Source organism: Mesorhizobium sp. B3-1-9 (assembly GCF_006439595.1).
Lineage (GTDB): Bacteria > Pseudomonadota > Alphaproteobacteria > Rhizobiales > Rhizobiaceae > Mesorhizobium.
Genome location: NZ_VFTJ01000002.1, coordinates 110,511 through 133,550, shown reverse-complemented (window position 1 = coordinate 133,550; position 23,040 = coordinate 110,511). Strand labels below are relative to the sequence as shown.

Below are 23,040 nucleotides of genomic sequence, written 5' to 3'. Positions count from 1 at the left end.
TCGGCGTGCTCATTGGCCTTGGCCGCTGTCGCCGCCATTGCCGCCGCTGCCGGCATTGGCGCCGCCGTCGCGGCGATGGTGGCGGTGATGCTTACGGCCGGAAGCATCGCCCGATGCGTCCGCGCCCTCGCCTGCCCGGCCGCCCTGGCCATTGGTGGCCGCGGGGGCGTTGCCGGAATTGGCGGGCGTGTTGCCGGAGCTGGCCGGCGGCGTGCCGGCAGCCGGGCTGCTCGCCCCAGCTGCTTGCGGCTGCGCGGGCGCGGCGCCGGCGGCCGGCGCTGTTCCCGAGGCTGGCACGGCATTGTCGGGCACGGTGACCTTGGCCCCGTCCTTCAGCCGGTCGACGCCGTCGACCACGACCTTGGCACCCGGCGCCAGGCCGGAGAGCAGCTGCGTGACGGTGGCGTTGCCCGGGCCGAGCGTAACGGTCTTGACCGAGACGGTGCTGTCGTCGTTGAGCTGGTAGACGAAGGTGCCTGGCGCGCCGTGCTGGATGGCGGCGTTGGGCAGCACGCTGACGCCGGTCAAAGTGCGCACAAGCAGATGCACGTTGACGAACTGGTTGGGATAGAGCACGCCGTCGATGTTGGGGAAGACGGCGCGCAGCTTCACCGTGCCGGTGGTCGGATCGATCTGGTTGTCGATCGTCTGCAGCGTGCCTTCGGCGATCTCTTTGGTGTCGTTGCGGTCGAACAAGGTGGCCTTGAGCCCGGCATTGCCATGCGTCTGCTCCAGCACTTGCGCCAGGCTGTCCTCTGGCAGCGAGAACAGAACCGAGATCGGCTGCATCTGAGCGATCACCGCGATGCCGGTGGCGTCGCCCGGCGTGACATAGTTGCCCTGATCGACCAGGCGCAGGCCGATGCGGCCGTCGGCGGGCGCGGTGATATGGCTGTTGGCGATGTTGACCTGGACGGCCTCGATCTGCGCCTGGTCGGACATCACCGTCCCCTCGTCGGACTGCACCGTCGCGCGCTGCAGGTCGACCGCCTGCTGGGTGATGGCGTTGGAGGTGAGCTTCAAATCGCGATCGAGGTCGAGCTTGGCATCGGCAAGCAGCGCCTGGTCATGCTCCAGCTGGCCCTGCCATTGATGCAGCGAGGCGTTCAGCGTGCGGTCGTCGATCTGAGCGAGGAAATCGCCCGTCTTCACGTTCTGGCCCTCGGTGAAGCCGATCTGGGTGATCTGGCCGCTGACCTGCGCGCGAACCGTCACGGTCGAGAGCGGGGTGACGGTGCCCAGCGCCTCGAGCACGATCGGAATATCGGCCTGCGCCACGGGCGCAACGGCAACCGGCTGCGCAAGATCGCCGCCGCGGAAACGGCCGCCACGGTGGCCGCCTTGCTGCTGAACCTGAACAGGATGCAGCCAGAACGCGACCCCGGCCGCCGCAACGACCAAGAGCAGCGCGACGATCCAGCCGCGCCGCGAGCGGCGCGCGACCGGCGGCCGGACCTCGGCCAGCGGCTCGCTCGGGGGCGCGGGCACATTGCGGCGCTTGCGCCTGCTGACGACTTCGTCGTCCACTTCTCTCACCTGTCCTTGAGCCGCATCCAGGAAGGTCCGCCGCGCAGAGCCGCTCGTCGAACCGTCGCCGATCGCGCCGTCAGACATGCCCAAGGCAGGTACAATGGCGCGATCCTATTCGAAGCATAGGCGCGCGGATTTTATCGTGCAATTCCGGCAGACATTAAATTCCTGTAAGAAATTGAATGGGTTAGAGCCATAAATCAGCTTCGTCTCCGCGAGAAAAAGCGGCAATTTTCAAGGACGAAATTGGGGGCTTCTCATCGCCTTTAGACAAATGGCCACAAGGTCTTAGGGGGTCAGCACAAACGGCTAACGGCGGCGCGCTGCTGCGGCGTAGCGGCTTCACGACCAACTCCGGATCGCCGAGACGATTCTCGCGAAGGTGTGAATATCTGCCAGCCGCGAGCGTACGAAACGCGGGCGAGGAACCAAGATCGCGCATTAGCGTTGCCTCACATAGCAACATTTTGGAGATCGTCATGCTGCGAGGCGGATTGCTTTGGCTTATCGGGATACCTTTGCCCGTCATCCTTATTCTTTGGCTGCTCGGTTACTTGCACTAGCAGCGGAACCTGCCTGCGCGGCACAAGTCGCGCAGGCGCCAAAACCAGTCTATTTGCGATCCTTCATCCGCCGGCGAGGCAAGGCCTCGATCTCTTCGGCCGACAAATGCTTCACCTCGTTCCAGAAACGCGATTTCGCCGAGTTGAGCAGGCCGTCCGGGTCGAGCCGCTTCTTCCACGCCAGATGTTTGAAATCCGGCTTCATGCTGCCGCCTTCGACATAGGGAACATGCGGGTTTGAAGTGCCCAGTCCATGCGCTTCATAGATGGCTGTGATTTCCGTCAGGCGCGCGTCGTCGGTGTAGCGCAGGATCGGCAAGTCGAAGGCGACCAGCCGGTCGTCGAGCAGCGCGAATTCGTGATGCATCAGCACCTCGTCGCCGAAGATTTCCTGCAGCGGCTCTATCAGGCCGCTATCGAGCGGCGCAGGACAAGTCACCTGCAGGTTGGTGACAGTGCGATCCTGCTTCAACACCTGCAGCGTGGTGTGGTTGTAGGAAAATTCGGAGAGCGCCGGCAGGCCGGGGGCAGCGATGCCATCCGCGTCGAGGTCGATCTCGACCGTGCCGCAATGGTCGCGCAGCACGTCGCGAACCGCCGCCGCATCCGGCTCGGCGACGATGACGATGGCGAGGTCGCGCCGGCGCCTTGCGAGTTCCCCGAGCTTGGTTATCGAAGCCGCGATGCGGCCGTCTATCGTTGTCAGCAGCTTGAGGTTCAGCGAGCGCGCGTTGCCGAGCGCGATGCCGGCCTCGAAGGCCTGCCGATAAGTGTCGAACGAAGCGATGATGTTGCGCCAGCGCGGCGACGCGACGGTGCCGAGCGTCACCTCGGTGATGACGCCGTTCAGCCCCCAGGCATGATGGATGGCGAGGATTTCGGGGCCGGTGAAGACGTGGCGCCGCGGTAGCTTCTCCATCGACAGCACCGCGATCGCCTGGATGTTCTTGCCATCGCGCAGCATGCCGTGGCGGATCGAACCGATGCCACCGGAGCCGCCGGCGATGAAACCGCCAATGGTGGCGACCGCTTCGGTCGAGGGCACGATCGGCAGCTCGCGACCGTGGCGCCCGAGTGCGGCGTTGATATCGCCAATGCGGGCGCCGGCCTCGGCGCGCACCGTGTCGGTACCGATTTCCAGCACGCGCGAGATGCCGGTCATGTCGACGATCAGCCCGCCATCCACCGGCACCGCCTGGCCATAATTGCCGGTGCCTCCGCCCCGGATGACGACAGGCACCCGCCATTCGGCGGCCACCGCCAGGCAGCGCGCCAGTTCGTCCAGCGTAACCGGCGCGGCGACGAGATCGCCGAAACAGGACGACAATTCACGGCTGAGGATCGGGCTGTACCAGAAGAAATCGCGCGAGCGCTTCTTGACGATCGACGGCGTGTCGAAGGTTTCGATGCCATCGAGCGCCTTGGCGAAGGCCTGCCAGTCGATGTCGTTCTTGCCTGAGATGGACATGAACGCCCTCGCCTAACGTTGGTTCGCAGCGAAACGAACACGTGCCAACGCGCGTCCGCGAAAATCACAGTTGGTTGGATCGATACGGCTTTCGACGAGCATCTCGCTTCTCCGCTGGGTCGCGCTGCGACCTGTCGAATTGCGGCTCGTTCCCTTGAAAGCCCTGTGCCATGGGGTGGCGCGACTGTCGTTCAGGCCGGACGGTCTGTCAACCGCCAGCCCACGCTTGACAAAGCCGCCTGCCTGTTGGACGTTTCTTCCCACCATGGCACCGGGTTCGAGCCGCTTTTCTCCGACCGGCAAGGCGTCGGAACGAAACGGATCGCGATGCCAGGCAATCCAGAAATCCTTCCAGACAATGAGCAAGGGCCGCGCCTCATGGCGTGCTCGCGCCTGTCGGCGGATTCGACAGCGGCACATCCGGTCCCAAGCATCGCAAGGATCATGAGATGAGCGACGACACCACCGGGGGCATCCCCGCAATCGACATCGCGCCGCTGTTCGGCCCGCCGTCGCCTGCCCGCGACGAGTCAGACCGCCAGATCTTCACTGCTGCCTCCGGCATCGGCTTCATGACCGCGCGCGGCTTTCCGGGCGCGGAGCTTTTGACACGCGAGCGGCGCGGCGAGTTGCTGAAGATCTTCGACTTGCCGGACGCGGAAAAGCAGAAGCTGCTGCGCTGGAATTTCGATCCGTCGAAATCGAACTATTATCGCGGCTGGTTCCCGCTGCAGCCGACCGCGGTGTCCTACAAGGAAGGCATCGACATGGGGCCGGACATCGCGCATGCCGACGCCGAATTCGCGGCCGACGATCCGCTGCTCGAACGCACGCCGCTGCCGGCCGAGAACGATGCTCCAGGATGGAAGGCGGCGGCAGCGCATTACTACCGCTCGATGGAAAAGGTCGGCGCGGCGCTGATGGCCTCGATCGCGCGCAGCCTCGGGCTCGAGGACGACATTTTCGACGGCCATTTCCAGGGCGGCATCTCGACGCTCAGGCTGATCCGCTATCCGCTGCGCACCGAGGATGGCGCGGTCGACCTGTCAAAGCCTGAATATTCGGTCATGCACAGGGGCGAGCGGCGGCTGGTCATCGGCCGCGAGCATGCCGATTCCGGTTTCGTCACGCTGCTGGCGCAGGACGGCGTCGAAGGCCTGCAGGCCAGGAACCATGCCGGCGAGTGGATCGACGTGCCGCCCGCCGACGGCACGCTGGCGGTGAATTTTGGGCAGTTGCTGGAGCGCTGGACGGGCGGTGTGGTGCAGGCGACGCGCCACCGGGTGATCGCGCCGAAGACGGCGCGCTACTCCATCCCCTTCTTCTACGAGCCGCGCGTCGACGCCGAGATCGCGCCGCTGCCGATCAAGGGCGCCAGCGATTTCGCGCCATTCCTCTATGGCGACTATCTGTGGGAGTCGGCGACCAACTTCGTCGAGATGGCCGGCGTCAAGACTTTGCGGAAGCCAAGGCGGGCGGCGGCCGCCTGAGCGCACCAACCAACAGGGGACCAAACGATGAGCACCGAAACGCGCAAATTGCCATCCATCCTCGGCGGATGGGAGGCTGCGGTGAGACAAGGCAGGGTCGATCGTCGCGAGTTCCTGGCGGTGGCCAGCGCGCTCGGCGCCTCCACCACAGCGGCCTATGCGATGGCGGGCCTCGCCGCTCCGACCGAGGCACGAGCCGACGAGCCGAAGCGCGGCGGCGTGCTGAAAGTGGCGATGCTGGTGCCGGGGCTGAAGGATCCGCGCACGTTCGATTCCTCCGATCTCGGCAATATCGGCCGGCAGTTCCTCGAGCCACTGGTGCGCTACACGGAAACCTTCACCTTCAAGCCGATGCTTGCCGAGCGCTGGGAGGTGAATGACGACGCCACCCGCTACACGCTCCATCTGCGCAAGGACGCGACCTGGAACAATGGCGATGCCTTCAGCGCCGACGACGTGATCTTCAACTTCACCCGCTGGTGCGATACCGCGGCCGCCGGCAATTCGATGGCGCGGCGCTTTGCCGGCCTCACCGAGGGCGACAGCGGCAGGCTGCGCGCCGGCGCCATCGAGAAGGTCGACGACCATACGGTCGTGCTCAACCTCTCGGCGCCGGACGTGACGGTGATCCCCAATCTCGCCGATTATCCGGCGCTGCTCGTGCATCGCAATTTCGACGCCAGCGGCGGCGATCTCGCCAAGCATCCGATCGGCACCGGCGCCTTCGAATTGGTCTCGCTCGATGTCGGCCAGCGCGCGGTGTTCAAGCGCCGCGCCAACGGCAAATGGTGGGGCGGCGAAGCGCTGCTCGACGGCATCGAGATGATCGATTACGGCGTCGATCCCAACGCGCTGGTCAGCGCCTTCGAGGCCGGCGAGGTGCATACCAATCTCGACAGCAATGGCGACTTCATCTCGGTGTTCGACGGCATGGGCCTGACCAAGAGCGAGATCCTGTCGGCCTCGACGGTGGTCGCCCGCGCCAATGCGACGACCGCGCCCTATACGGACGAGCGCGTGCGGCGCGCATTGCAGCTTGCCGTCGACAATTCGGTGGTGCTGAAACTCGGCTTGGCCGGCGCCGGCGAAGTGGGCGAGAACCACCATGTCTGCCGCATCCATCCCGAATATGCCGAGCTGCCGCCGATCAAGCGCGATCTCGCCGAGGCCAGGCGCCTGATGACCGAGGCCGGCCAGATGGGCTACGAGCACGAGCTGTTCTCGATCGACGACGACTACCGCAAGAACACCGCCGACGCGATCGCTTCGCAGTTGCGCGAAGCCGGCTTCAAGGTGAAGCGCACGGTGCTGCCGGCCTCGACCTACTGGAACGGCTGGGCGAAATTCGCCTATTCGACCACCAACTGGGCGATGCGCCCGCTGGGCGTGCAGGTGCTGGCCCTCGCCTACCGCACGGGCGAGGCGTGGAACGAGAGCGGCTTCGCCTCGAAGGAATTCGACGCCAAGCTCGACGAGGCGCTGAAGACCGCCGATGTCGAGAAGCGCAAGGCGGTGATGAAGGACGTCGAGACGATCCTGCAGCAGTCCGGCGTGATCATCCAGCCCTATTGGATGAAGCTTTATTGCCACTCGGCCAAGCAGGTGATGAACCGCCACGCACATCCGACATACGAATTGGACTTCACTGACGTGTGGCTCGCCGCTTGAGGCAGGCCGCAAAGGCGTGACCATGCTGGCCGATGCCTTGCGCTTGCTTGAGCTGTTGGGCAGGGTGACAATGCCCGTCGAAACATCGATGAAGGTGCAAATTGCGTTCGACTGATTATCTCGGCCGTCTCTTCGGCCTCGAAGGCAGGCATGCCTTCATCACCGGCGCCAGCCGCGGGCTGGGCCTCGCCTTCGCGGAGGCGCTGGCCGCCGCCGGCGCGCGCGTCACCATAGGCGGCCGCAAGGCCGACGAGCTCAAAGCCGCCGGCGACAGGCTACGCGGCAACGGCTACACGGTCGCGGAGTCATTGATCGACGTCACCGACACGCAGTCGGTCGATGCGGCGATTGCGGCGAGCGAGGCCGGCACCGGTCCGATCGACATCCTGGTCAACAATGCCGGCATCCAGCGCCGCGCGCCGCTCGAGACTTTTTCCGATGCCGACTGGGACGCGCTGATGGCGACCAATCTCGACGGCGTCTTCAAGGTGAGCCGCGCCGCGGTGAAGGGTATGATCCAACGCCGCAAGGGCGTGATCATCAACGTCTCCTCGGTGCAGAGCGCGCTCGCCCGGCCCTCGATCGCGCCTTACGCGGCCAGCAAGGGGGCGATTACCATGCTGACCAAGTCGATGGCCGGCGAATGGGGCCAGCACGGCGTGCGCGTCAACGCCATCGCGCCGGGCTATTTCAAGACCGAGCTGAATGCCGCGCTCGTCGCCGACGAGAAATTCTCCACCTGGCTCACCGGCCGCACGCCGATGCGGCGCTGGGGCGATGTCGAGGAACTGGCGGGCGCCGCGGTGTTCCTGGCGTCGGACGCCGCGAGCTTCGTGACGGGGCAGACGCTGCTGGTGGATGGCGGGATCACCAGCGTGTTGTAGGGCCCCTCACCCCGACTCCCACGTCACATCCGCCGGCATGCTGTGCTCCAGCACGAGGTCGACATTGGGCATGTCGTTGCTGCGAACATTGGCCACCGCATATTCATCCGGGCAGTTCAGGTCCGTCCAGCGCTTCAGCAGCCTCGTTCAAGCTCGGCGCGCGGCGATCGCCGCCACCTCGACCCTGGCATCGCCGAGCAATGCGGGCAGATGGGCACGCCGCGCGATCATTCCGGTGCCGAGGACGGCAAGCCTGAGCTTCACCGCGCTATCCTGGAAAGGGCCGGCGGGATTCCCGCCGGCCCGTCTAAAGATCAGTTCTTGCCGCAGGTATCGGCCATGTCGGGCGTGCACTTGACGAAGCCGGTGTCGATATAGGGCGGCACCGTCTTGCCCTGCTTCAGGTCATGCAGGGCCTCGATCGACTTGTAGCCCATATTGTACGGGCTCTGGCCGACAAGGTAGTGGGCAAGCCCATCCTTGAGCAGCGGCAGCTGCGGCGCGAAGGCGTCGCCGAAGGAGATGACGAGGTCCTTGGAATCGACGCGGTCCTTCACCCGCTCGACCGCCTGCCTGTAGGCCGACGGCGCGTATTGCGCCCAGCCGCCGACGGCGACGAAAGCGTCGAGCTTGGGATTGGCGACCAGCACGTCGTTCATCTGCTGGGCGGCGAGGCTGATGTTGTCATTGTTGTAGATCGGGCAGCCGTCGACTTCGGTCCAGCCGTTCTCGCCGGCCAGGCGCTTCACCGGCTTGTCCTTGGAGACGTTGGCCAGGGTGTCGCGAATGCCCTGGACGCGCAGGTCGAGATTGAGCGAGCCGGCCGTGCCGGTCTGGATGCAGACCGTGCCGCCCTTCGGCTTGTATTCGACGACCTTCTTGGCCAGCTCGACGCCGAAATTGTAGTTGTCGGTGCCGATGAAGGTCGAGCGCAGGCCGGCGTCTTCCTGCAGCAGATCGCCGTCGAAGGTCACGATCGGGATGCCGGCCGCCTTTGCCTTTTCCAGCAGCCTGGCCACGGATTTCGGATTGGTCGCGGAGACTGCGATGCCGTCGACGCCCTTGGTCAGCACGTCGTTGATGACCTGAAGCTGCTGGGCCTCGTTCACCTCCGACGGACCGATATAGTAGCACTCGACGCCGAGGTCCTTGGCGGCCTTCTCGCAGCCGTCCTTGACCGGGGCGCTGAAGACGTCGTTCACGGTCTTGACGATCACCGCATAGGTCTCGGCCGAAGCCGGCGCCGCGTTGATGCCCGCGGCGAATGCCGCCGCGATCACGGTCGCGCCCATTCGGGCGGTCAGTCTGTCGATACTTCTCATGGTTTTCTCCTCTCTGATGTTATGTGCACGAAAGTGCGCGAACCTTCCGAACAGGCCACCTGTCCGGACAGGTTCTAGGCGCGGCTGGAGCGGAACCGTTCAAGCAGTACCGCGAACAGGATGAAGAGGCCGACGAAGGTGCCCTGCCAGAACGGGTTCACGCCGGCGAGCAACAGGGCGTTGCGGATCACTTCGATCAGCACCGAGCCGATGACGGCGCCGAAGGACGTGCCGAAGCCGCCGAGCAGGTTGGCGCCGCCGATGACGGTCGCGGCGATGACCTGCAGCTCCTGGCCCTGGCCGAGCGCGTTGGTGGCGGCGCCCATCCAGCCGACGAGGAAGATCGCCGTCATGCCAGTCATGGCGCCGAGCAGCGCGTAGGTCGAAACCTTGACGCGATCGACCGGGATGCCGGAAAGACGCGCGGCATTTTCATTGCCGCCGATGGCGCGCACATAGCGGCCCCATCTGGTCATCGACAGCAGCCACTGCATGACCACGGCCGAAACGATCACGGCCCACAGCACATTCGGCACGCCGAGGAAGGAGCCGCTGCCAAGCGCCAGCAGCGTGTTGCCGGCGCGGCCGAAATCGTAGACGACCTGGTTGTTGGTGACGACCAGCGTCTGCGAACGCACGAGGCTCATCATGCCGAGCGTGACGATGAAGGGCGGCAGCTTCAGGTACGAGACCAGCGCCCCATTGACGATGCCCACGAAGGCGCCGACGAGAAGCACCAACAACACGACGACGGCGAAAGGGTAGCCGCTGGCGCAGAACAGGCCGAGCAGCACGCCGGTCAGGCCCAGCGTGGAGCCGACGGAGATGTCGATGCCGCCGGTCATGATCACCGGCGTCATGCCGATCGCCATCAGCGCGGTGAAGCAGAAATTCTGCAGGATGTTGGCCATGTTGGCGCCGGTGAGGAAGCGCGGCGCGATCATGCCCACCACGGCGCCGATGATCAGCACCGCGATGACGATCCAGAATTCCTGGCTGCGCAGCATCTCGCCGAGCTTGCTGCGTTCCGACAGGTTGAAGACCGAATCCAGGTTGCTGGCGTCCGGAGACTTGTTCATTCCATCCTCCCCTGTTGCCCTTAGGCCGCGGCCTTGGCGCCGACGATTAAGGCGGTGATTTCCTCGGGCGAGCTGGTCGAAGCGAGCTTGTTGGCGACCAGATGGCCGCGCCGCAGCACCATGATGCGCTCGCACACGCCGAACACGTCGGGCATGCGGTGCGAGATCAGGATGACGGCGACGCCCCGCTCCTTGAGGCGCTTGATCAGCGCCAGCACCTCGGCGACCTGGCGCACCGAGATCGCGGCGGTCGGCTCGTCCATCAGCACCAGCTTGGCGTCGGCCAAGCGGGTGCGGGCGATCGCGACCGCCTGGCGCTGGCCGCCCGACATGCGCTTGACCACGTCGCGCGGCCGCGTCTCCGACTGCAGCTCGCGGAACAGCTCGGCGGCGCGCTCGCGCATCTTGCGATGGTCGAGGAATTTGAATGGACCGACCGAGCGCATGATCTCGCGGCCGAGGAAGACGTTGGCGGCGGCGCTCAGATTGTCGCAAAGCGCCAGGTCCTGGTAGACGATCTCGATGCCGGCGCGGCGGGCGTCGGACGGCTGGTTGAACTGCACCTCCTTGCCGTCGAACACCATCTTGCCGGACGAGGCTGGAAAGTTGCCGGCGATCATCTTGACCAGCGTCGACTTGCCGGCGCCGTTGTCGCCCATCAGGCCGACGATCTCGCCGGGCTCGATCTTGAACGATACGTCCTCGACGGCGTGGATAGCGCCGAACTGGCGCGAGATGGTCTTTAGCTCCAACAGGCTCATGGCAGGGACTCCCGTTCTTGCTTCGCTTCGGATGCAGGCATCGATCGAGCCGCGGCATAGTCGTCGGCGGCCTTGAGGCCGCCATAGAGGACGGCGCGCCAGCCGAGCCCGGCCCAGCGTAGGTCCATCGGGCGGCCCGTCTCGGCGAAGGGCGCCCGGAGCGCCACCAGTTCCTCCAATTGCCGGCGCGGAAATTCCTCGATCGCGCAGACCCCTCCTCCGAGCACGACCGTGGCCGGGGAAAACAGCGCCACCGCCGTGCCGATGGCGAGCGCCTGATCGCGCACGAACCGGTCGACGTCCGCACCAAGCCCGGGGATGCGCCGGGACTGGACAAAAACCTCGGTGACGGGAACGCCGTGCCTGGCGGCGATCACTTCCAGAGCGCGGCCGGAGACGTAGGTCTCCAGGCAGTCCGTGCGCAGTCCTTCCAGGGTCCTGCCCTCATTGCCGAAAGGCATATGGCCGATCTCCAGCGCCCAGCCGCCGCCGCGAAAAGCCTCGCCGCCCTGCAGGAAAGCGCCGCCGACACCGGTGCCGAAGAACAGGCCAAGCACGCTGTCGGCGCCTTTCGCAGCACCCGCGATCACCTCGCCCGCCAGCACAAGCACAGAGTCGCGTTCGATGATGACGGGGAAGCCAAGCAGCGCGCCAAGCTCGCTCGCCAGATGGTGGCCGTTGAGCTCGGGGACATTGCCGGCGAAGAGGACGCGGTCGCCGTCGGTATCGATGAAGCCGGGAACAGTCGAGACCATCAGGTCGGGGGTGAGGCCCGCCTCGGCGCAGAACTCCCTGACGAGCCTGGCGAAGCTGCCGACGGGATCGGCGTTGCGCATCAAGGCGGACGGGAAGAGCCGCTCGCCGGCCTGCGGAACCCGGTCGACGACCATGCCGCATTTGACCGAGGTACCGCCGACATCGACGACCAGGATCGAGCGGATCGAGGCGCGCGTCATCGGTCGCCTCCCCCGTCCGGAAGGAAGTCTGCCAAGGCGTTCCGAAACTCGGCGACATAGGCCGCGCGATCGACCGTCTTCGACGTGATCTCGGCCAGCCGGGCGCCCGGGATGAGACCGGCCAGCTCGCGCGCATAGGAAAGCGGGTGGACGTAATCCTGGTCGTTGCCGATGATCAGCACCGGCTGCCGGATGGCCTCTATCCGGGCGCGGCTCACGCCCGGCCAATCGAGCGGAATGCGCGTCAGAAGCGCGATCGTGGTATCGGGCCGCGGCCGCTTGAAGAAACCGATGAGCGAGGCCGCGTTGTCCGGCGAGGCCGCAAGGACCTCAATGAACTCCGGCGATACGCGAAAACGCTCCGCGCCTTCTTCGGCGCCGTATTTTTCGAGATATTGCGCCGCGACGTGATAGCCGTGCTGGCGCTCGATGGAAGGTGCGTCCACCCAGGCCGGCCGCGCCAGCGCCAGCTTTGCCACGCGCGGGGCATGAAAGCTTGCCAGCCGCAGCGCAATCGCCGCGCCCAGCGAGATGCCGCCGACCGCAGCCTGTTCGATGCCGAGATGGTCGAGCAGCGCCAGGGCATCGTCGGCGAACTGCGCAATCGAGAGGCGCGACGGATCGCCAAGCGCGGAGGCGCCGTGGCCCCGGCACATCAGCGTGACGCGTTGCAGACCGGTGTCTTCGGAAAACACCTCGACCGGCTGGTCGAGAGGCGCGCCGAGCCCGTGCTGCCAGAGCACCGGGTATCCTTTGCCCGCGACATCGAAGGCAAGCGCACAGCCGTCAGCGGTGGTGAAGGTGCCGGCGGTCACGACACGTCCTCAAGAAGCGTGCGCAGAGCCGCGCCCGACGCGGCCGCATCCTTATGCCCAAAGCCATGCGCGACGACCGCCTGGCCGTAGCCGCGGGAGCGCAGCAGCCGCAGGAACCGGTGGAGGTCGACGGCGCCGGCGCCGGTGGCCACAACCGTGCCGGCCCGGTCGATGTCCTTGGCATGCGCCAGGATGATGTGCTCGCCGAGCAGGTCCACCGCCTCTTCCATGACGCGAGCCTGATCGCTCAGTCTGTCGCCGACGAGATTGGCGGCGTCGAGGATGATGCCGAGGCGCGGGCTCCTGACCTCGTCGAGGATCCGCCGCGCGAGAACGGCGTCGGCGACGACATTGCCGGGCTCGGGCTCGATGCCGAGCCGCACATCGTGCTTCTCGGCAAGCTCGAGCGCCGCATCGAGCTCGGCGCGCAGATCAGCCCAGGCGGCCGGCGAGGCATTGTCGGGGTGGGCTGCCCACATGTCGCCGGCGTTGCGCGAGCCGGTGCACAGCGTCACGATCGGCGCGCCAAGCAGCGGCGCGGCGGCGACGACATTGGCGAAGCGGGCGCGGGCGGCACGGCGCACCGCCGCATCGGGATGAGCCATGTTGTATGTGCCGGAGAGGCCGGCAATCGCCAAGTCCTGCGCGCGGGCGGCTTCGGCGAAGGCCGAAAGCTCGGCGGCCGGAACGGTGTCCGGAAGGCTGGCCAATCCCAGGCATGACAGGTTGAACTGCATGCCCTCGTAGCCGTCTTGCCCGATCGCCCAGAGCAGCTGGTCGACGGGGCCGAGCGGATAGGTCCGGGCAAAGATTGCGGGATACATCAGACCGGCCCTGAGGCGTCCGCCAGATCGACGGGCTTGCCGCTGCGGACCGACTGGCCGATCGCCACCATGGCGCGGATGGAAGCGACGCCGTCCTCGACCGAAGCGCCGTTCATCGGCACGCCGGTGAGCACGACGTCGGCGAAGCCTTCGAGCTGGCGGCGATAGAAATGCCCGTCGGCGCCCAGTACGCGCTCGGAGGAAGCGCTGCTCTCGCGGAAGATGTCGACCTCGCTGGACTTGTAGTACCAGGGATTGAAGATCTTGCCGATGGCGCTGCCGTTCTCGCCATAGAGCTGGAAGCCTTCGTGCCAATCCATCCGGACCGGCAGCGTCAGATCGAGATGGCCGAGCGCGCCATTTTCGAATTCCGTGTCCACGAACCAGCAATGGGCGCCGAAGCGTTCGAGCAGACGTGCCTGCACCGACTTGATCGGCCCCGCCAGATAGCGCGCGAGATCGACGAGATGGCTGCCATGCGCCAGCATGAAATAGCGCTGGCGGTCGGCCTTCTGGTCGCCGGCCGGCTTCAGCGCCTTGGCGCCGGTCCTTGGCACCGGCTGCACCGCATCGGTCATGGTGTAGCGATGGGTGGAATCGCAGTACCAGGCCTTCAGCGCCAGCAGCAAGCCCATCTCCTTGGTGGCGAATTCGTGCGCTGCCTGGATGCCTGGATCGAAACGCAGCATATGGCCGATCTGCAGCACCAGGCCGGTGCGCTCGACATGGCCTCTCAGCTCCTCCGCCTCCTCGACCGACATGGCGATCGGCTTTTCGCAAAGAACGTGCTTGCCGGCCGCGAGAGCCTTGATCGCCGCCGGAACATGGAAGGCATCTGAAATGCCGATGACGATCGCCTCGACCTCGGGATCGGCGAGCATGCGGTCGTAGTCGTTGTAGATGCTTGTCGCGTCGTAGAAGGAGCCGAACCGCCGCGCCAGATCGACATCGGCGTCGCAGACGGCCTGCAGGACGACGTTCCTGCCCTTCTGCGCCGATTCCAGATGCGCGAATTGCGAAATCGGTCCGCAACCGAGGATACCGATGCGCAGACACCGGGCGTCTTTCTTGACGGGCACAGGCTCGCTCCCTGATATTTGTTTTTGTCTTATACAAAAACAAATATCACAAACCGCCCCGCGTCAAGGCGCTTGATTAGGATTTCTGCGATGGCTGTTGCGGGATGCGACGATGGATCGACTTCGCATGGCCGCGGTCGGCGCTAGTGCTTTGAGTTGGCTCCCCAAAATGGACTGTCGCGGCGCCCCGCTGTTCGCCAGTGCGTGCAAGAAAAAACCTTGGAAATGATAACCAGTTCCTCAGCACAGGGACTGGATTTTCACCGTCTATTTCCGTGGAATCAGCGCAAACGCTGGAGATTGGTGGAAGCCTCCCCAACGTCGTCATCCCTGGGCGGAGCAGCCGCGAAGCGGCGTCGTGGGGACCCTGGGATCCATTCGGTTACTTTGATCGAAGAACGTAGCGGAGCAGAATTCTGGACCGCAGCAGCGCTCATGAGTCACGGAATGGATCCTCGGGTCTGCGCGCGTCGCTACGCTCCTTGCTCCGCCCGTGGATGACGAGGCCGGACCGGTTCGGCCAATCTCCAAGGCATACCACCTGCCAACGCAGACATAGCCGACTGGGGAACTACAGCGTGCTGGCCTCGAGGTCCGGGAGAGCGAAAAGCGTGTCGCGGATGGTCGCCGCCGCGCCGATCGCGGCGCCGTCGGCGCCGAACTGCGCCACCCTGATCTCGGGCATCGCGAAGCCCGCCAGAAGCCGCCGCTTGATATCGGCCTGTATGCGCCGGCCGAGCTTGGGATAGAGGCCTGCCAGCGGGCCGCCAAGCACGATGCGCCCGGGATCGAGCAGATGGATGGCGTTGACGAGGCCCGCGGAAAGGCCGCTGACCCAAGCGTCGAGCACGGCGTCGACCGCCTTGTCGCCGACATTGGCAAGCAGCATCTGGACGCCGTCGGCCACAGGCTGGCCCTCTTCGAAAAGCCGCGTGAAATGCTTGGCGCCGGCCAGCATCTCGAACGTATCGACGCGGCCGCCGGCGGAAACGATGGTGTGACCGATTTCGCCGGAGTAACCGTGCCCGCCCATCACGACACGGCCGTCATCGATGATGGCGCCGCCGATGCCCTCGGCCAGGAGAACGACCAGCATGCTGCCGGCCTTCGCCGTGGCGGAGGCGGCAAGCTCGGCATTGGCGAAGGCGAAAGCGTCGTTGCAGACCATGACCGACCAGTCGGCCGGCGACTTGGCCGTCAGTTCCGCTTGCAGGGGATAGTTGCGCCATTCCAGGAACGGCGCATGCACCACGCTGCCGTCGCGGCCGACGAGGCCCGGCACCGAAATGCCGATGCCCTCCACCTTGTCCTGCAGAGCGGGATTTTCGTTGAGCAGCCTCTCGATCAGGGAGAGCAGCCTTGCCGATATATGCCCGGCGTCGCGGTAGCGCGGACCGGTCGGCTCGACGATGCGGCTGACGACATTCATCTGCAGGTCGAGCAGCACCCCGGTCAAGGAACGCGTGCCGACATCGGCGCCGACAAAATACGCCCCCGAAGGGTTGAGCGACACGCCCACGCCCGGACGACCCTTGCGCGATTCAGGGGACATTTCGGCGCTCTCGACGACAAGGCCGGCATCGAGCAGGACGCGCATGGCGTTGCCGATCGTGGCCCTTGTCAGGCCGAGCTGGCGGGCCATGTCGGCGCGGGAGAGCTGCCGGCCGTTTTGCAGCAGTCTCAGGCAACGCCTGGCGTTGATATGGCGCAGTAGGCTTGTCGTATTCAAGGCGACGTCTTCAGTTTGGGACCCGAGCAAATAGCATCCGGCGCCAGCAATCCAAAGAGGTTTCCGTGCCGCCTCAAACCGGCAGGCTCGTCTCCCCCACCGACAGATGCTGCTCGATAGGCGGATCGATCTTGGTGTCCTTCGCGAGCCCGGCCAACACCCTGTCCACCGACAGCCTGCCGGAACGGGAAAGCGCCAGGATGAACATGCCGCCGGCGATGGCGAGATCCTTCTCGAAATGCAGCAATTCGTTCTGGCTGGCGAAATTGGTGTGGAAGAGGCCGGCCGTCATCAGGCAGAACAGGCCGAGGCCGATCGCGCCCAGCCGCGCCAGGATGCCGAGCGCCACGGAGAGGCCGGCGCCGAGCTGCAGCGCGATGGTGGCCAAAAGCAGCGGCGTGCCGACGCCGAGCGCGGCCATCGCCTTCTGAGCGCCTTCGAAATGGGTCGCCAGTTCCAGTCCCTCATGCACGAAGATCAGGGACAGAAGCAGGCGACCGGCCAGCAGGACCGCGTCCCTGGCGTGACGTTTTTCGGCAAGTTCGATCGGTGTCATGGTCGGCTCCAATCTTTGGAAATAGGCATCTTGGAAAATGGACGGTCGCCCGCGTCCACGTGGATGCGCGCCAGAGGTTGAAAGGTCGGAGCCGGCGCGAGGGAGAGGAACGCCGGCTCCGGTTTTCGGGCGCTACCGCCGTGGCGCCCAAAAGGATGGCGAGGCCTTATGGGCCGCCTACTTTGTCACCTTGGTGTCGATGGCCTGCTTGAGGTCCGAAAGCTCCTCGCAGCCCGACGGGCAGAGTTTTTGCAGCGAGGCGAGCTGCTCGTTCGCCTTGGCCATGTCGCCGGTCTCGACATAGAGCTCGCCCAGATATTCATGCGCGGCCTTGTGGTCGGGCTGAAGTTCCAGCGCCTTGGTGTAGTAAGTGAGCGAGGTCTGGTAGTCGCCGGTCTTGCGCAGCGTGAAGCCGAGCAGGTTGTAGACGTCGGCCTGCTGGGTGTCCTGCGCAAGGTCGCGCAGGTCGGCCAGCGCGCCCTTGTAGTCCTTGGCCTCGATCTTGGCCTTGACGGCCGTCAGGTCCGGCGCGTCGGCGCCCTCGATATCGTCCACCGCATAGGCCGGAACGGCGATGGCGATGGGGGTCGCGGTCAGCACCGCAATGGCGCCGAGCACCGCGAAAAGTGCGTGTTTCATTGGAGTTGTCGCTTTCTGTTCAGGATCCGATTCTGATCAGATCTGGGTTGGGGTGAATGCGTAGGCGTTGCCGTCCCTGACGAAGCTGCCTGTGCCGGGGAACGGGAAGTGCGAACCGCAGATGCGGACATTGTCGGCGATCACCTGGTCGATGATCCGGTGGCGCGTGGTGATCGCCATCGGCCCGTCCTGGTCATAAGCGCCCTGCCATTCGGGATGCGGGGCAAGCAGCGCCGGCACGTACATGGTGTCGGCCGAGACGAGGAACTGCTCGGAGCCGGCATCGACATGGTAGACGGAATGGCCGGGCGTGTGGCCGGGCGCCGCCATGAGGCGGATGCCGGGCACCACTTCCGCGCCGTCGTCGACCAGCTTCCAGTTCTTCCATTTCGGAAAGTTCTCGGCGATGCGCTTGCCCGCCGGCTTGCGGCCCTCGGGCAGCTTGGCGAGGCGGCTCGGATCCGTCCACCAATTGTATTCGGTGGCGTTGACGATCAGCTCGGCATTCGGGAACACCGGATTGTTGGTGCCTTTCTCCATCAGGCCCCAGACATGGTCGGGATGGAAATGCGAGATCATGATGGTGTCGATCGCCTTGTAGTCGATGCCGGCGGCCTTCATGTTGGCCGGAAGATGCGTGGCGTTGGCCTGCCACTGGCCGACGCCTGAACCGGCGTCCATCATGATGGTGCGGCCGTTCATCTGAAGCACCACGACGGTGAGCGGGATCGGCATGAATTCGGTGGTCAGTCCGGCCTTGGCGAGTGCCGCCTTGGTGTCGTCGATCGACACATCCTTGATGAAGGCCGGGTCGTGCGGCTTGCGCCAGACGCCGTCATAGACGGCGGTGACCTCGAGCGAGCCGACCTTGTATTTGTAGAAGCCGACCAGCGGCTCGACCGGGGTTTCGGCGTAAGCCGCGGGCGCTAATTCCAGCTTGCCGGCAATGCCGAAGGCGGCCGCGGCGGCGGCGGAACCGAGCACCATGCGGCGTGTCATGTTGAACATCAGAAATCTCCTCTTGTGGCTTGGGCGTTTGCTTCAGGTTTCAGGCGGTATGAGAGAATGGCGGAGGGCCCGGTGCGACCCTCCGCCGGCTGCGGAACCGGAGCCGGCCGGTCCGACTGAAGACCGGCCGGCGCCGGGGAGATCGGGACGTCTGGTCGTTGACCCAGGGCGAGGCGTGCCTTCCTCACACCGGCATCAGGACCTTCGATTCCGCCTCCGGGGCGAGGACCTTTCGGTCCCGCCGGGGATCAGGACGTTTTGGTCCTGACTCCTGGGCGAGGGCCTTTCGGTCCTGACTCCTAGCTCAGCGACCCCAGGTGCCCTGGCCGGGCTCTTCCGCAGCAATCCTGGCCGCCGGCTTCATATCGGGCTTCGCGATGGAGGCGGTGGTGGTGGTGTCGACGACCGCGGCCTACTGGCCGCCATTCGTCCGGGGAAGCGGTCGCTGCCGGCAAAGGCGCTGCCGGTGGCAACGAGGATGGCGAGAGCGATGAAGACGGTTCTGTTCATACGCGTAGTCCTTCCGGGTTGGTTGATGCGTGCCTTGGGAGGACGGCCTCGCTACAGCCAAGACCCGGAAGGCCCGGGCTTTATTCCCGGACGCGGAAGATTTTTTTGGGAGCAACGGGAAATCGCGATTTTTGCGGGATGAACGGCCCAGTTGGCCGGCGTTAATCATGGCTTGAGTTTGTTGGCTCAAGGCAAGCCTCCAGGCCGCGAACGGCGCAATTTGAGGCTGGCATGGAAGTTCTAATTTAAGCACTTTCCTTTAACTCCGATCGATGGGGCGTCGTCCTCCGATCGATGGAGCGTCGTCTAGAAAAGCTATTCGGGTTGAATTGACCGGGAAAATTTTCAATATCGGCCGCATCAGGCAGGCCGTTTTCTCTTCCGCCAACGTGCCGGCGGCGATTGCTTTCGTCGTGCTCTTGATCTGCGCGATCTTCGTCGACCAGCAGAACAAAACGGTTTCCGATCAACTCACGCGCGCGGACGTCCTCTACAAGGTCAATATCATCCGCGCTAAGCTGGAAGGAAACATCAACGGCAATCTCCAGCTGGTTCAGGGCCTCGTCTCGGCCATCGTCACCGAGCCCTATATGGGGCAGCAGAGATTTGCCTCCCTCGCTGCCAATCTCTTCAAGCAGAAATCGCAGTTGCGCAACGTTGGTGGCGCGCCGGATCTCGTCATTTCGCTGATGTATCCGATGGAGGGCAACGAGAAGGCGATCGGGCTCGACTACCGCAAGAACGAGGCGCAACGCTTGGCGGCGCTTAGGGCCCGCGACCAGCGCATATCGGTCCTTGCCGGTCCCGTCGACCTCAGGCAGGGCGGGCGCGCCTTCATCGGCCGGATCCCTGTCTTCGTGCCGACAGCGGGGGGCGGCGATCGCTTCTGGGGCCTTGTCTCGGCGGCTATCGATATCGATCGGCTCTACGCCGCAAGCGGCCTCACCGACCCTGATCTCGACATAGATGTGGCGCTTATCGGAAAGGATGCGCTTGGCGGTGGCGGCCAGCGCTTCTTCGGTAGCGCCGACATCGTCAAGAACAATCCGGTGACGGCAGACGTGCAGCTGCCGTTCGGTTCCTGGCACATATCGGCAATTCCCAAGGGCGGTTGGCCGACCGTGCCGAAGAACGAGCGGGGCTTGCAGGCGCTCATGGCGCTCGCCGCTGTGCTGGTGGTGCTGCCCATCCTAGTGGCCGGACGGCTGTTCGGCGAAAGGCAGAAAAACTATGCTGAATTGAGGCGCCTGTCCGGGAGGCTGGAACTGGCGCTGGAGGCTTCAGGCATCGGCGTGTGGGAGCAAGACCTCTTCACCGACGAGCTGCTGTGGGACGATCGCGTCAATGAGATCTACAACAAGCCCGCCGACGGGAAGCCGCGCGGCTATGACGACTGGGCACTGGCGATCCACCCCGAGGATGTCGCGCGGGCACGGCGCGAGTTCGACCTTGCCGTGGGTGCAAAAGGTCCCTACTCATCGCAGTATCGACTGCTTCGCCCAGACGGCACCGTCCGCCATGTGCGCGCGCGCGCAAGCTACTTCCAGGACAGCGACGGCACGCCGAAGATGGTCGGGGCCGAATGGGACGTGACCAGCGACGTTCTGCTCAACGAGAATCTGGTGCGTGAACGGCAATTGTCGGAATCGAAGAATGCCGAGCTCAAGACCGCCAAGGCGCGCATCGAGCATGTCGCGCTGCACGATTCACTTACCGGCCTGCCCAATCGCCGTTACCTCGATGAGATGCTGGCCAACTCGCCCGAGGATCGCACTGCACTGCTGCATCTCGACCTCGACCGCTTCAAGCACATCAACGACACGCTCGGCCATGCGGCGGGCGACGCCATGCTCATGCATGCCTCGAAGGTCATCAAAGCCGACGCCCGGGCAGGCGACTTCGTGGCGCGCATCGGTGGGGACGAGTTCGTTGTGGTTTGCCAAGGGCGCGATGACAATGAACTCGCCGCGCTAGCGGATCGTATCATCGAAGAAATGCGCCAGCCCGTCGACTATAAAGGCCACCAATGCCGGTTTGGGGTCAGCATCGGGATTGCGGCGCTTAGCGGCGTCGATGCGAAGCAGTTGCTGGTCAACGCCGATCTCGCGCTCTATCGAGCCAAGAGCCGCGGTCGCAACCGCTATGAGTTCTTCAACGAAGAGCTGCAGAGCGAGATCGTCAGGACCAAGCAGACCGCTGACGAGATCCTCAGCGGGCTGGAGCGCAACGAGTTTATCGCCTACTATCAACCACAGTTCGATGCCAAGACGCTCGAGATCGTCGGCGTCGAGGCGCTGTCGCGCTGGCGCCATCCACGGCGCGGCATCCTCGCCCCCGACATCTTCCTCAAAGTGGCCGAGGAATTGAATGTGGTCTCGCTGATCGACCGCACGATCCTCGAACAAACGCTGGAGAATTTCCAGCGCTGGTCGCGCGACGGCCTCAACATCCCGCGCTTTTCCGTCAACGTCTCAGCACGAAGGCTGGAGGACAAAGACCTGATCAACGGCCTGCGCATGCTGGCGATCAAGGAGGGAACCGTCTCGTTCGAGCTCGTGGAATCCATTTTCCTGGACGAAAATGACGAGCTTGTCGCCTGGAACATCGAGCACATCAAGGAGCTCGGGATCGACATCGAGATCGACGATTTCGGCACGGGCCATGCATCCGTCGTCAGCCTGCTCAAACTGCAACCGCGCCGTCTCAAAATCGACCGGCAGCTCGTCACGCCGATAACGGGCTCGGCGGCGCAGCGGCGGCTGGTGTCGTCAATCATCGAGATCGGCAAATCGCTCGGCATCGGGGTCGTGGCGGAAGGCGTCGAGACGATGGAACATGCGCGCATCCTGAAAGAGCTTGGCTGCGACATCCTGCAAGGCTACGCTTTCGGGCGTCCGATGGACCCAAAATCCTTCAGGACCTTCGCGATGTCGCGCAAATGGCTGGCGACTGGATAGGCAGGCGAAGCGAGCTGCCGTTTGATCGCAACGCTACGGCTGCGCAGCCAGTTCGGCCAACGATAGGACGGCTCTGTCGAGAGTTACTGCAGCCGTAAAGACGGTCACCAAACTGTCACACTGGGCGGCAATCGCCATGGTAGGTTTGCCCTGGCCGCCCCCCGCGACCCCTGACCGTACTAACAGCCGGCGAAGCCGCCATGAACATCGCCCTCCCCGCCGAAGGCACCGACCTCTCGCCCTATCTGCCGGACGAGCACGGACTGTTCTTCATCTATCATTTCAAGGCCGACGGCTCCCGCACCAAGGATCCCGCCGAGGCGCATTGGAGCTGGCGCAGCTACCAGATCACCGACATGCGCGCCCGCCAGGAGATCGGCGCCGAGCAGGCCCTGCCGCAGCCGGTGCGCGATGCCTTCCTGTCGCCCAGCCATGGCTGCCAGATCGATTTCGAGGACGACTTCCTCTATGGCGACTTGCCCGACCTCAGGCATGACTTCGCCGAGGCGCGCGGGCTCACGCATTTCCGTTTCGCCTTCAACGACAAGATGCTGGTCGGCGCCCGCAAGCAGCCGCTGGAATCGGTCGACAAGATCCGCAAGCTGGTGGAGGGCGGCACGCGAAAATTCCGCACGCCGGCCGAGCTGATCGAGGCGGTGATGGGCCAGTCGCTCGACGGCATGGCGGCCGAGCTCGACAAGATGGGCGATACGCTGGACGGCATCGAGGACCGGATCGTCGTCGATGCATGGCACAGCGAGCGCCAGGCGCTGGTCGATGCGCGCCGGCAGCTGGTTCTGATCCACCGGCAGATGGCGACGCTCACCAACCTCTTCCGCCACCTCGACCATTCGCATCGCAACGAGCTGCCGGACCCGATCAACGACATGGCGACGCGGCTATCGCACCGAGCGCACACGCTGCATCACGACGGCGAGCAGTTGCAGGCGCGCACCCGCCTGTTGCAGGACGAACTGATGGCCAAGCTCACTGAGCAGTCGAACCAGTTGCTCTATATCCTCTCCGTCATGACGGCGGTGCTCCTGCCGATGACGATCATCTCCGGCCTGTTCGGCATGAATGTCGGCGGACTGCCGCTGGTCGACACGCCGCTGGGATTCTGGGTGGTGACGGCGATCTCGGTCGTCATCGCCGGCATCGTCTATATGATCGTGCGGCGGCTGGGGCGGGTCTGAAGCAAT

General features: G+C 64.8%; 19 protein-coding genes. 5 read left to right on the top strand and 14 right to left on the bottom strand.

Features of this window, described 5'->3' with window-relative positions; genetic code table 11:
- Positions 1–9 precede the first annotated feature (9 nt).
- The 3 genes from FJW07_RS03960 to FJW07_RS03950 form a co-directional block, all read right to left on the bottom strand.
- Entirely contained in the window at positions 10–1,527 is a 1,518-nt protein-coding gene (locus tag FJW07_RS03960) for an efflux RND transporter periplasmic adaptor subunit (protein ID WP_246680648.1), read from the bottom strand.
- Between the two features lie 615 nt (positions 1,528–2,142).
- The gene (locus FJW07_RS03955) at positions 2,143–3,561 is read right to left on the bottom strand and encodes an FAD-binding oxidoreductase (protein WP_140854620.1); all 1,419 of its coding nucleotides are present in this window, start codon (positions 3,559–3,561) and stop codon (positions 2,143–2,145) included.
- A gap of 12 nt (positions 3,562–3,573) precedes the next feature.
- Positions 3,574–3,927 carry a hypothetical protein gene (locus FJW07_RS03950; protein WP_140854618.1) on the bottom strand — a complete coding sequence of 118 codons (354 nt, stop codon included), beginning with the start codon at positions 3,925–3,927 and terminating at the stop codon, positions 3,574–3,576.
- A gap of 83 nt (positions 3,928–4,010) precedes the next feature.
- Between FJW07_RS03950 and FJW07_RS03945 the strand changes: the two genes are divergently transcribed.
- The 3 genes from FJW07_RS03945 to FJW07_RS03935 all read left to right on the top strand — a co-directional run bounded on the left by FJW07_RS03945 (position 4,011) and on the right by FJW07_RS03935 (position 7,603).
- A complete protein-coding gene (locus tag FJW07_RS03945; RefSeq protein WP_140854616.1) occupies positions 4,011–5,051 on the top strand; it encodes a 2OG-Fe(II) oxygenase family protein in 1,041 nt (346 codons plus the stop codon).
- A 27-nt stretch (positions 5,052–5,078) separates the two neighbouring features.
- A complete protein-coding gene (locus FJW07_RS03940) occupies positions 5,079–6,719 on the top strand; it encodes an ABC transporter substrate-binding protein (protein WP_140854614.1) in 1,641 nt (546 codons plus the stop codon).
- 101 nt (positions 6,720–6,820) lie between these two features.
- Positions 6,821–7,603, top strand: coding sequence for a glucose 1-dehydrogenase (locus FJW07_RS03935; RefSeq protein ID WP_140854612.1), 783 nt, complete (start codon positions 6,821–6,823; stop codon positions 7,601–7,603).
- 314 nt (positions 7,604–7,917) lie between these two features.
- Here FJW07_RS03935 and FJW07_RS03930 read toward each other — a convergent pair whose 3' ends face one another.
- The 11 genes from FJW07_RS03930 to FJW07_RS03880 all read right to left on the bottom strand — a co-directional run bounded on the left by FJW07_RS03930 (position 7,918) and on the right by FJW07_RS03880 (position 18,371).
- The gene (locus FJW07_RS03930) at positions 7,918–8,925 is read right to left on the bottom strand and encodes a sugar-binding protein (protein WP_140854610.1); all 1,008 of its coding nucleotides are present in this window, start codon (positions 8,923–8,925) and stop codon (positions 7,918–7,920) included.
- Between the two features lie 74 nt (positions 8,926–8,999).
- Positions 9,000–10,004 carry an ABC transporter permease gene (locus tag FJW07_RS03925; protein ID WP_140644435.1) on the bottom strand — a complete coding sequence of 335 codons (1,005 nt, stop codon included), beginning with the start codon at positions 10,002–10,004 and terminating at the stop codon, positions 9,000–9,002.
- Between the two features lie 20 nt (positions 10,005–10,024).
- Positions 10,025–10,765, bottom strand: coding sequence for an ATP-binding cassette domain-containing protein (locus FJW07_RS03920; RefSeq protein ID WP_140783733.1), 741 nt, complete (start codon positions 10,763–10,765; stop codon positions 10,025–10,027).
- Positions 10,762–11,721: an ROK family protein gene (locus FJW07_RS03915; RefSeq protein WP_140854608.1), complete on the bottom strand. Its 960-nt coding sequence runs from the start codon at positions 11,719–11,721 to the stop codon at positions 10,762–10,764. The genes FJW07_RS03920 and FJW07_RS03915 overlap by 4 nt, the downstream gene beginning before the upstream one ends.
- A complete protein-coding gene (locus FJW07_RS03910) occupies positions 11,718–12,536 on the bottom strand; it encodes an alpha/beta hydrolase (RefSeq protein ID WP_140854606.1) in 819 nt (272 codons plus the stop codon). The genes FJW07_RS03915 and FJW07_RS03910 overlap by 4 nt, the downstream gene beginning before the upstream one ends.
- On the bottom strand, positions 12,533–13,360 hold the full coding sequence (locus FJW07_RS03905; protein ID WP_140854604.1) for a sugar phosphate isomerase/epimerase: 828 nt from the start codon (positions 13,358–13,360) through the stop codon (positions 12,533–12,535). The genes FJW07_RS03910 and FJW07_RS03905 overlap by 4 nt, the downstream gene beginning before the upstream one ends.
- Positions 13,360–14,439: a Gfo/Idh/MocA family oxidoreductase gene (locus tag FJW07_RS03900; RefSeq protein WP_140854602.1), complete on the bottom strand. Its 1,080-nt coding sequence runs from the start codon at positions 14,437–14,439 to the stop codon at positions 13,360–13,362. The genes FJW07_RS03905 and FJW07_RS03900 overlap by 1 nt, the downstream gene beginning before the upstream one ends.
- Positions 14,440–15,010: 571 nt before the next feature.
- Complete coding sequence (locus FJW07_RS03895; protein WP_140854600.1) at positions 15,011–16,168, bottom strand: ROK family transcriptional regulator; 1,158 nt, start codon at positions 16,166–16,168, stop codon at positions 15,011–15,013.
- A 73-nt stretch (positions 16,169–16,241) separates the two neighbouring features.
- Complete coding sequence (locus tag FJW07_RS03890; RefSeq protein ID WP_140854598.1) at positions 16,242–16,724, bottom strand: DoxX family protein; 483 nt, start codon at positions 16,722–16,724, stop codon at positions 16,242–16,244.
- A 177-nt stretch (positions 16,725–16,901) separates the two neighbouring features.
- The gene (locus FJW07_RS03885) at positions 16,902–17,363 is read right to left on the bottom strand and encodes a tetratricopeptide repeat protein (protein ID WP_140854596.1); all 462 of its coding nucleotides are present in this window, start codon (positions 17,361–17,363) and stop codon (positions 16,902–16,904) included.
- A 36-nt stretch (positions 17,364–17,399) separates the two neighbouring features.
- Positions 17,400–18,371: an MBL fold metallo-hydrolase gene (locus FJW07_RS03880; protein ID WP_140854594.1), complete on the bottom strand. Its 972-nt coding sequence runs from the start codon at positions 18,369–18,371 to the stop codon at positions 17,400–17,402.
- Between the two features lie 839 nt (positions 18,372–19,210).
- Here FJW07_RS03880 and FJW07_RS03870 point away from each other — a divergent pair.
- Together FJW07_RS03870 and FJW07_RS03865 are read left to right on the top strand one after the other, a co-directional pair.
- Positions 19,211–21,838, top strand: a complete 2,628-nt coding sequence (locus tag FJW07_RS03870) for an EAL domain-containing protein (RefSeq protein ID WP_246680647.1) — start codon at positions 19,211–19,213, stop codon at positions 21,836–21,838.
- A 200-nt stretch (positions 21,839–22,038) separates the two neighbouring features.
- Positions 22,039–23,034 carry a transporter gene (locus FJW07_RS03865; protein WP_140783742.1) on the top strand — a complete coding sequence of 332 codons (996 nt, stop codon included), beginning with the start codon at positions 22,039–22,041 and terminating at the stop codon, positions 23,032–23,034.
- Positions 23,035–23,040: the final 6 nt, after the last annotated feature.

Excerpts from the sequence above, each read along its gene's own strand:
- FJW07_RS03940 (WP_140854614.1), top strand. The coding sequence starts at position 5,079 with ATGAGCACCGAAACGCGCAAATTGCCATCCATCCTCGGCGGATGGGAG.
- FJW07_RS03955 (WP_140854620.1), bottom strand. The coding sequence starts at position 3,561 with ATGTCCATCTCAGGCAAGAACGACATCGACTGGCAGGCCTTCGCCAAG.
- FJW07_RS03945 (WP_140854616.1), top strand. The coding sequence starts at position 4,011 with ATGAGCGACGACACCACCGGGGGCATCCCCGCAATCGACATCGCGCCG.
- FJW07_RS03915 (WP_140854608.1), bottom strand. The coding sequence starts at position 11,721 with ATGACGCGCGCCTCGATCCGCTCGATCCTGGTCGTCGATGTCGGCGGT.
- FJW07_RS03905 (WP_140854604.1), bottom strand. The coding sequence starts at position 13,360 with ATGTATCCCGCAATCTTTGCCCGGACCTATCCGCTCGGCCCCGTCGAC.
- FJW07_RS03925 (WP_140644435.1), bottom strand. The coding sequence starts at position 10,004 with ATGAACAAGTCTCCGGACGCCAGCAACCTGGATTCGGTCTTCAACCTG.
- FJW07_RS03930 (WP_140854610.1), bottom strand. The coding sequence starts at position 8,925 with ATGAGAAGTATCGACAGACTGACCGCCCGAATGGGCGCGACCGTGATC.
- FJW07_RS03920 (WP_140783733.1), bottom strand. The coding sequence starts at position 10,765 with ATGAGCCTGTTGGAGCTAAAGACCATCTCGCGCCAGTTCGGCGCTATC.
- FJW07_RS03880 (WP_140854594.1), bottom strand. The coding sequence starts at position 18,371 with ATGTTCAACATGACACGCCGCATGGTGCTCGGTTCCGCCGCCGCCGCG.
- FJW07_RS03890 (WP_140854598.1), bottom strand. The coding sequence starts at position 16,724 with ATGACACCGATCGAACTTGCCGAAAAACGTCACGCCAGGGACGCGGTC.
- FJW07_RS03885 (WP_140854596.1), bottom strand. The coding sequence starts at position 17,363 with ATGAAACACGCACTTTTCGCGGTGCTCGGCGCCATTGCGGTGCTGACC.
- FJW07_RS03865 (WP_140783742.1), top strand. The coding sequence starts at position 22,039 with ATGAACATCGCCCTCCCCGCCGAAGGCACCGACCTCTCGCCCTATCTG.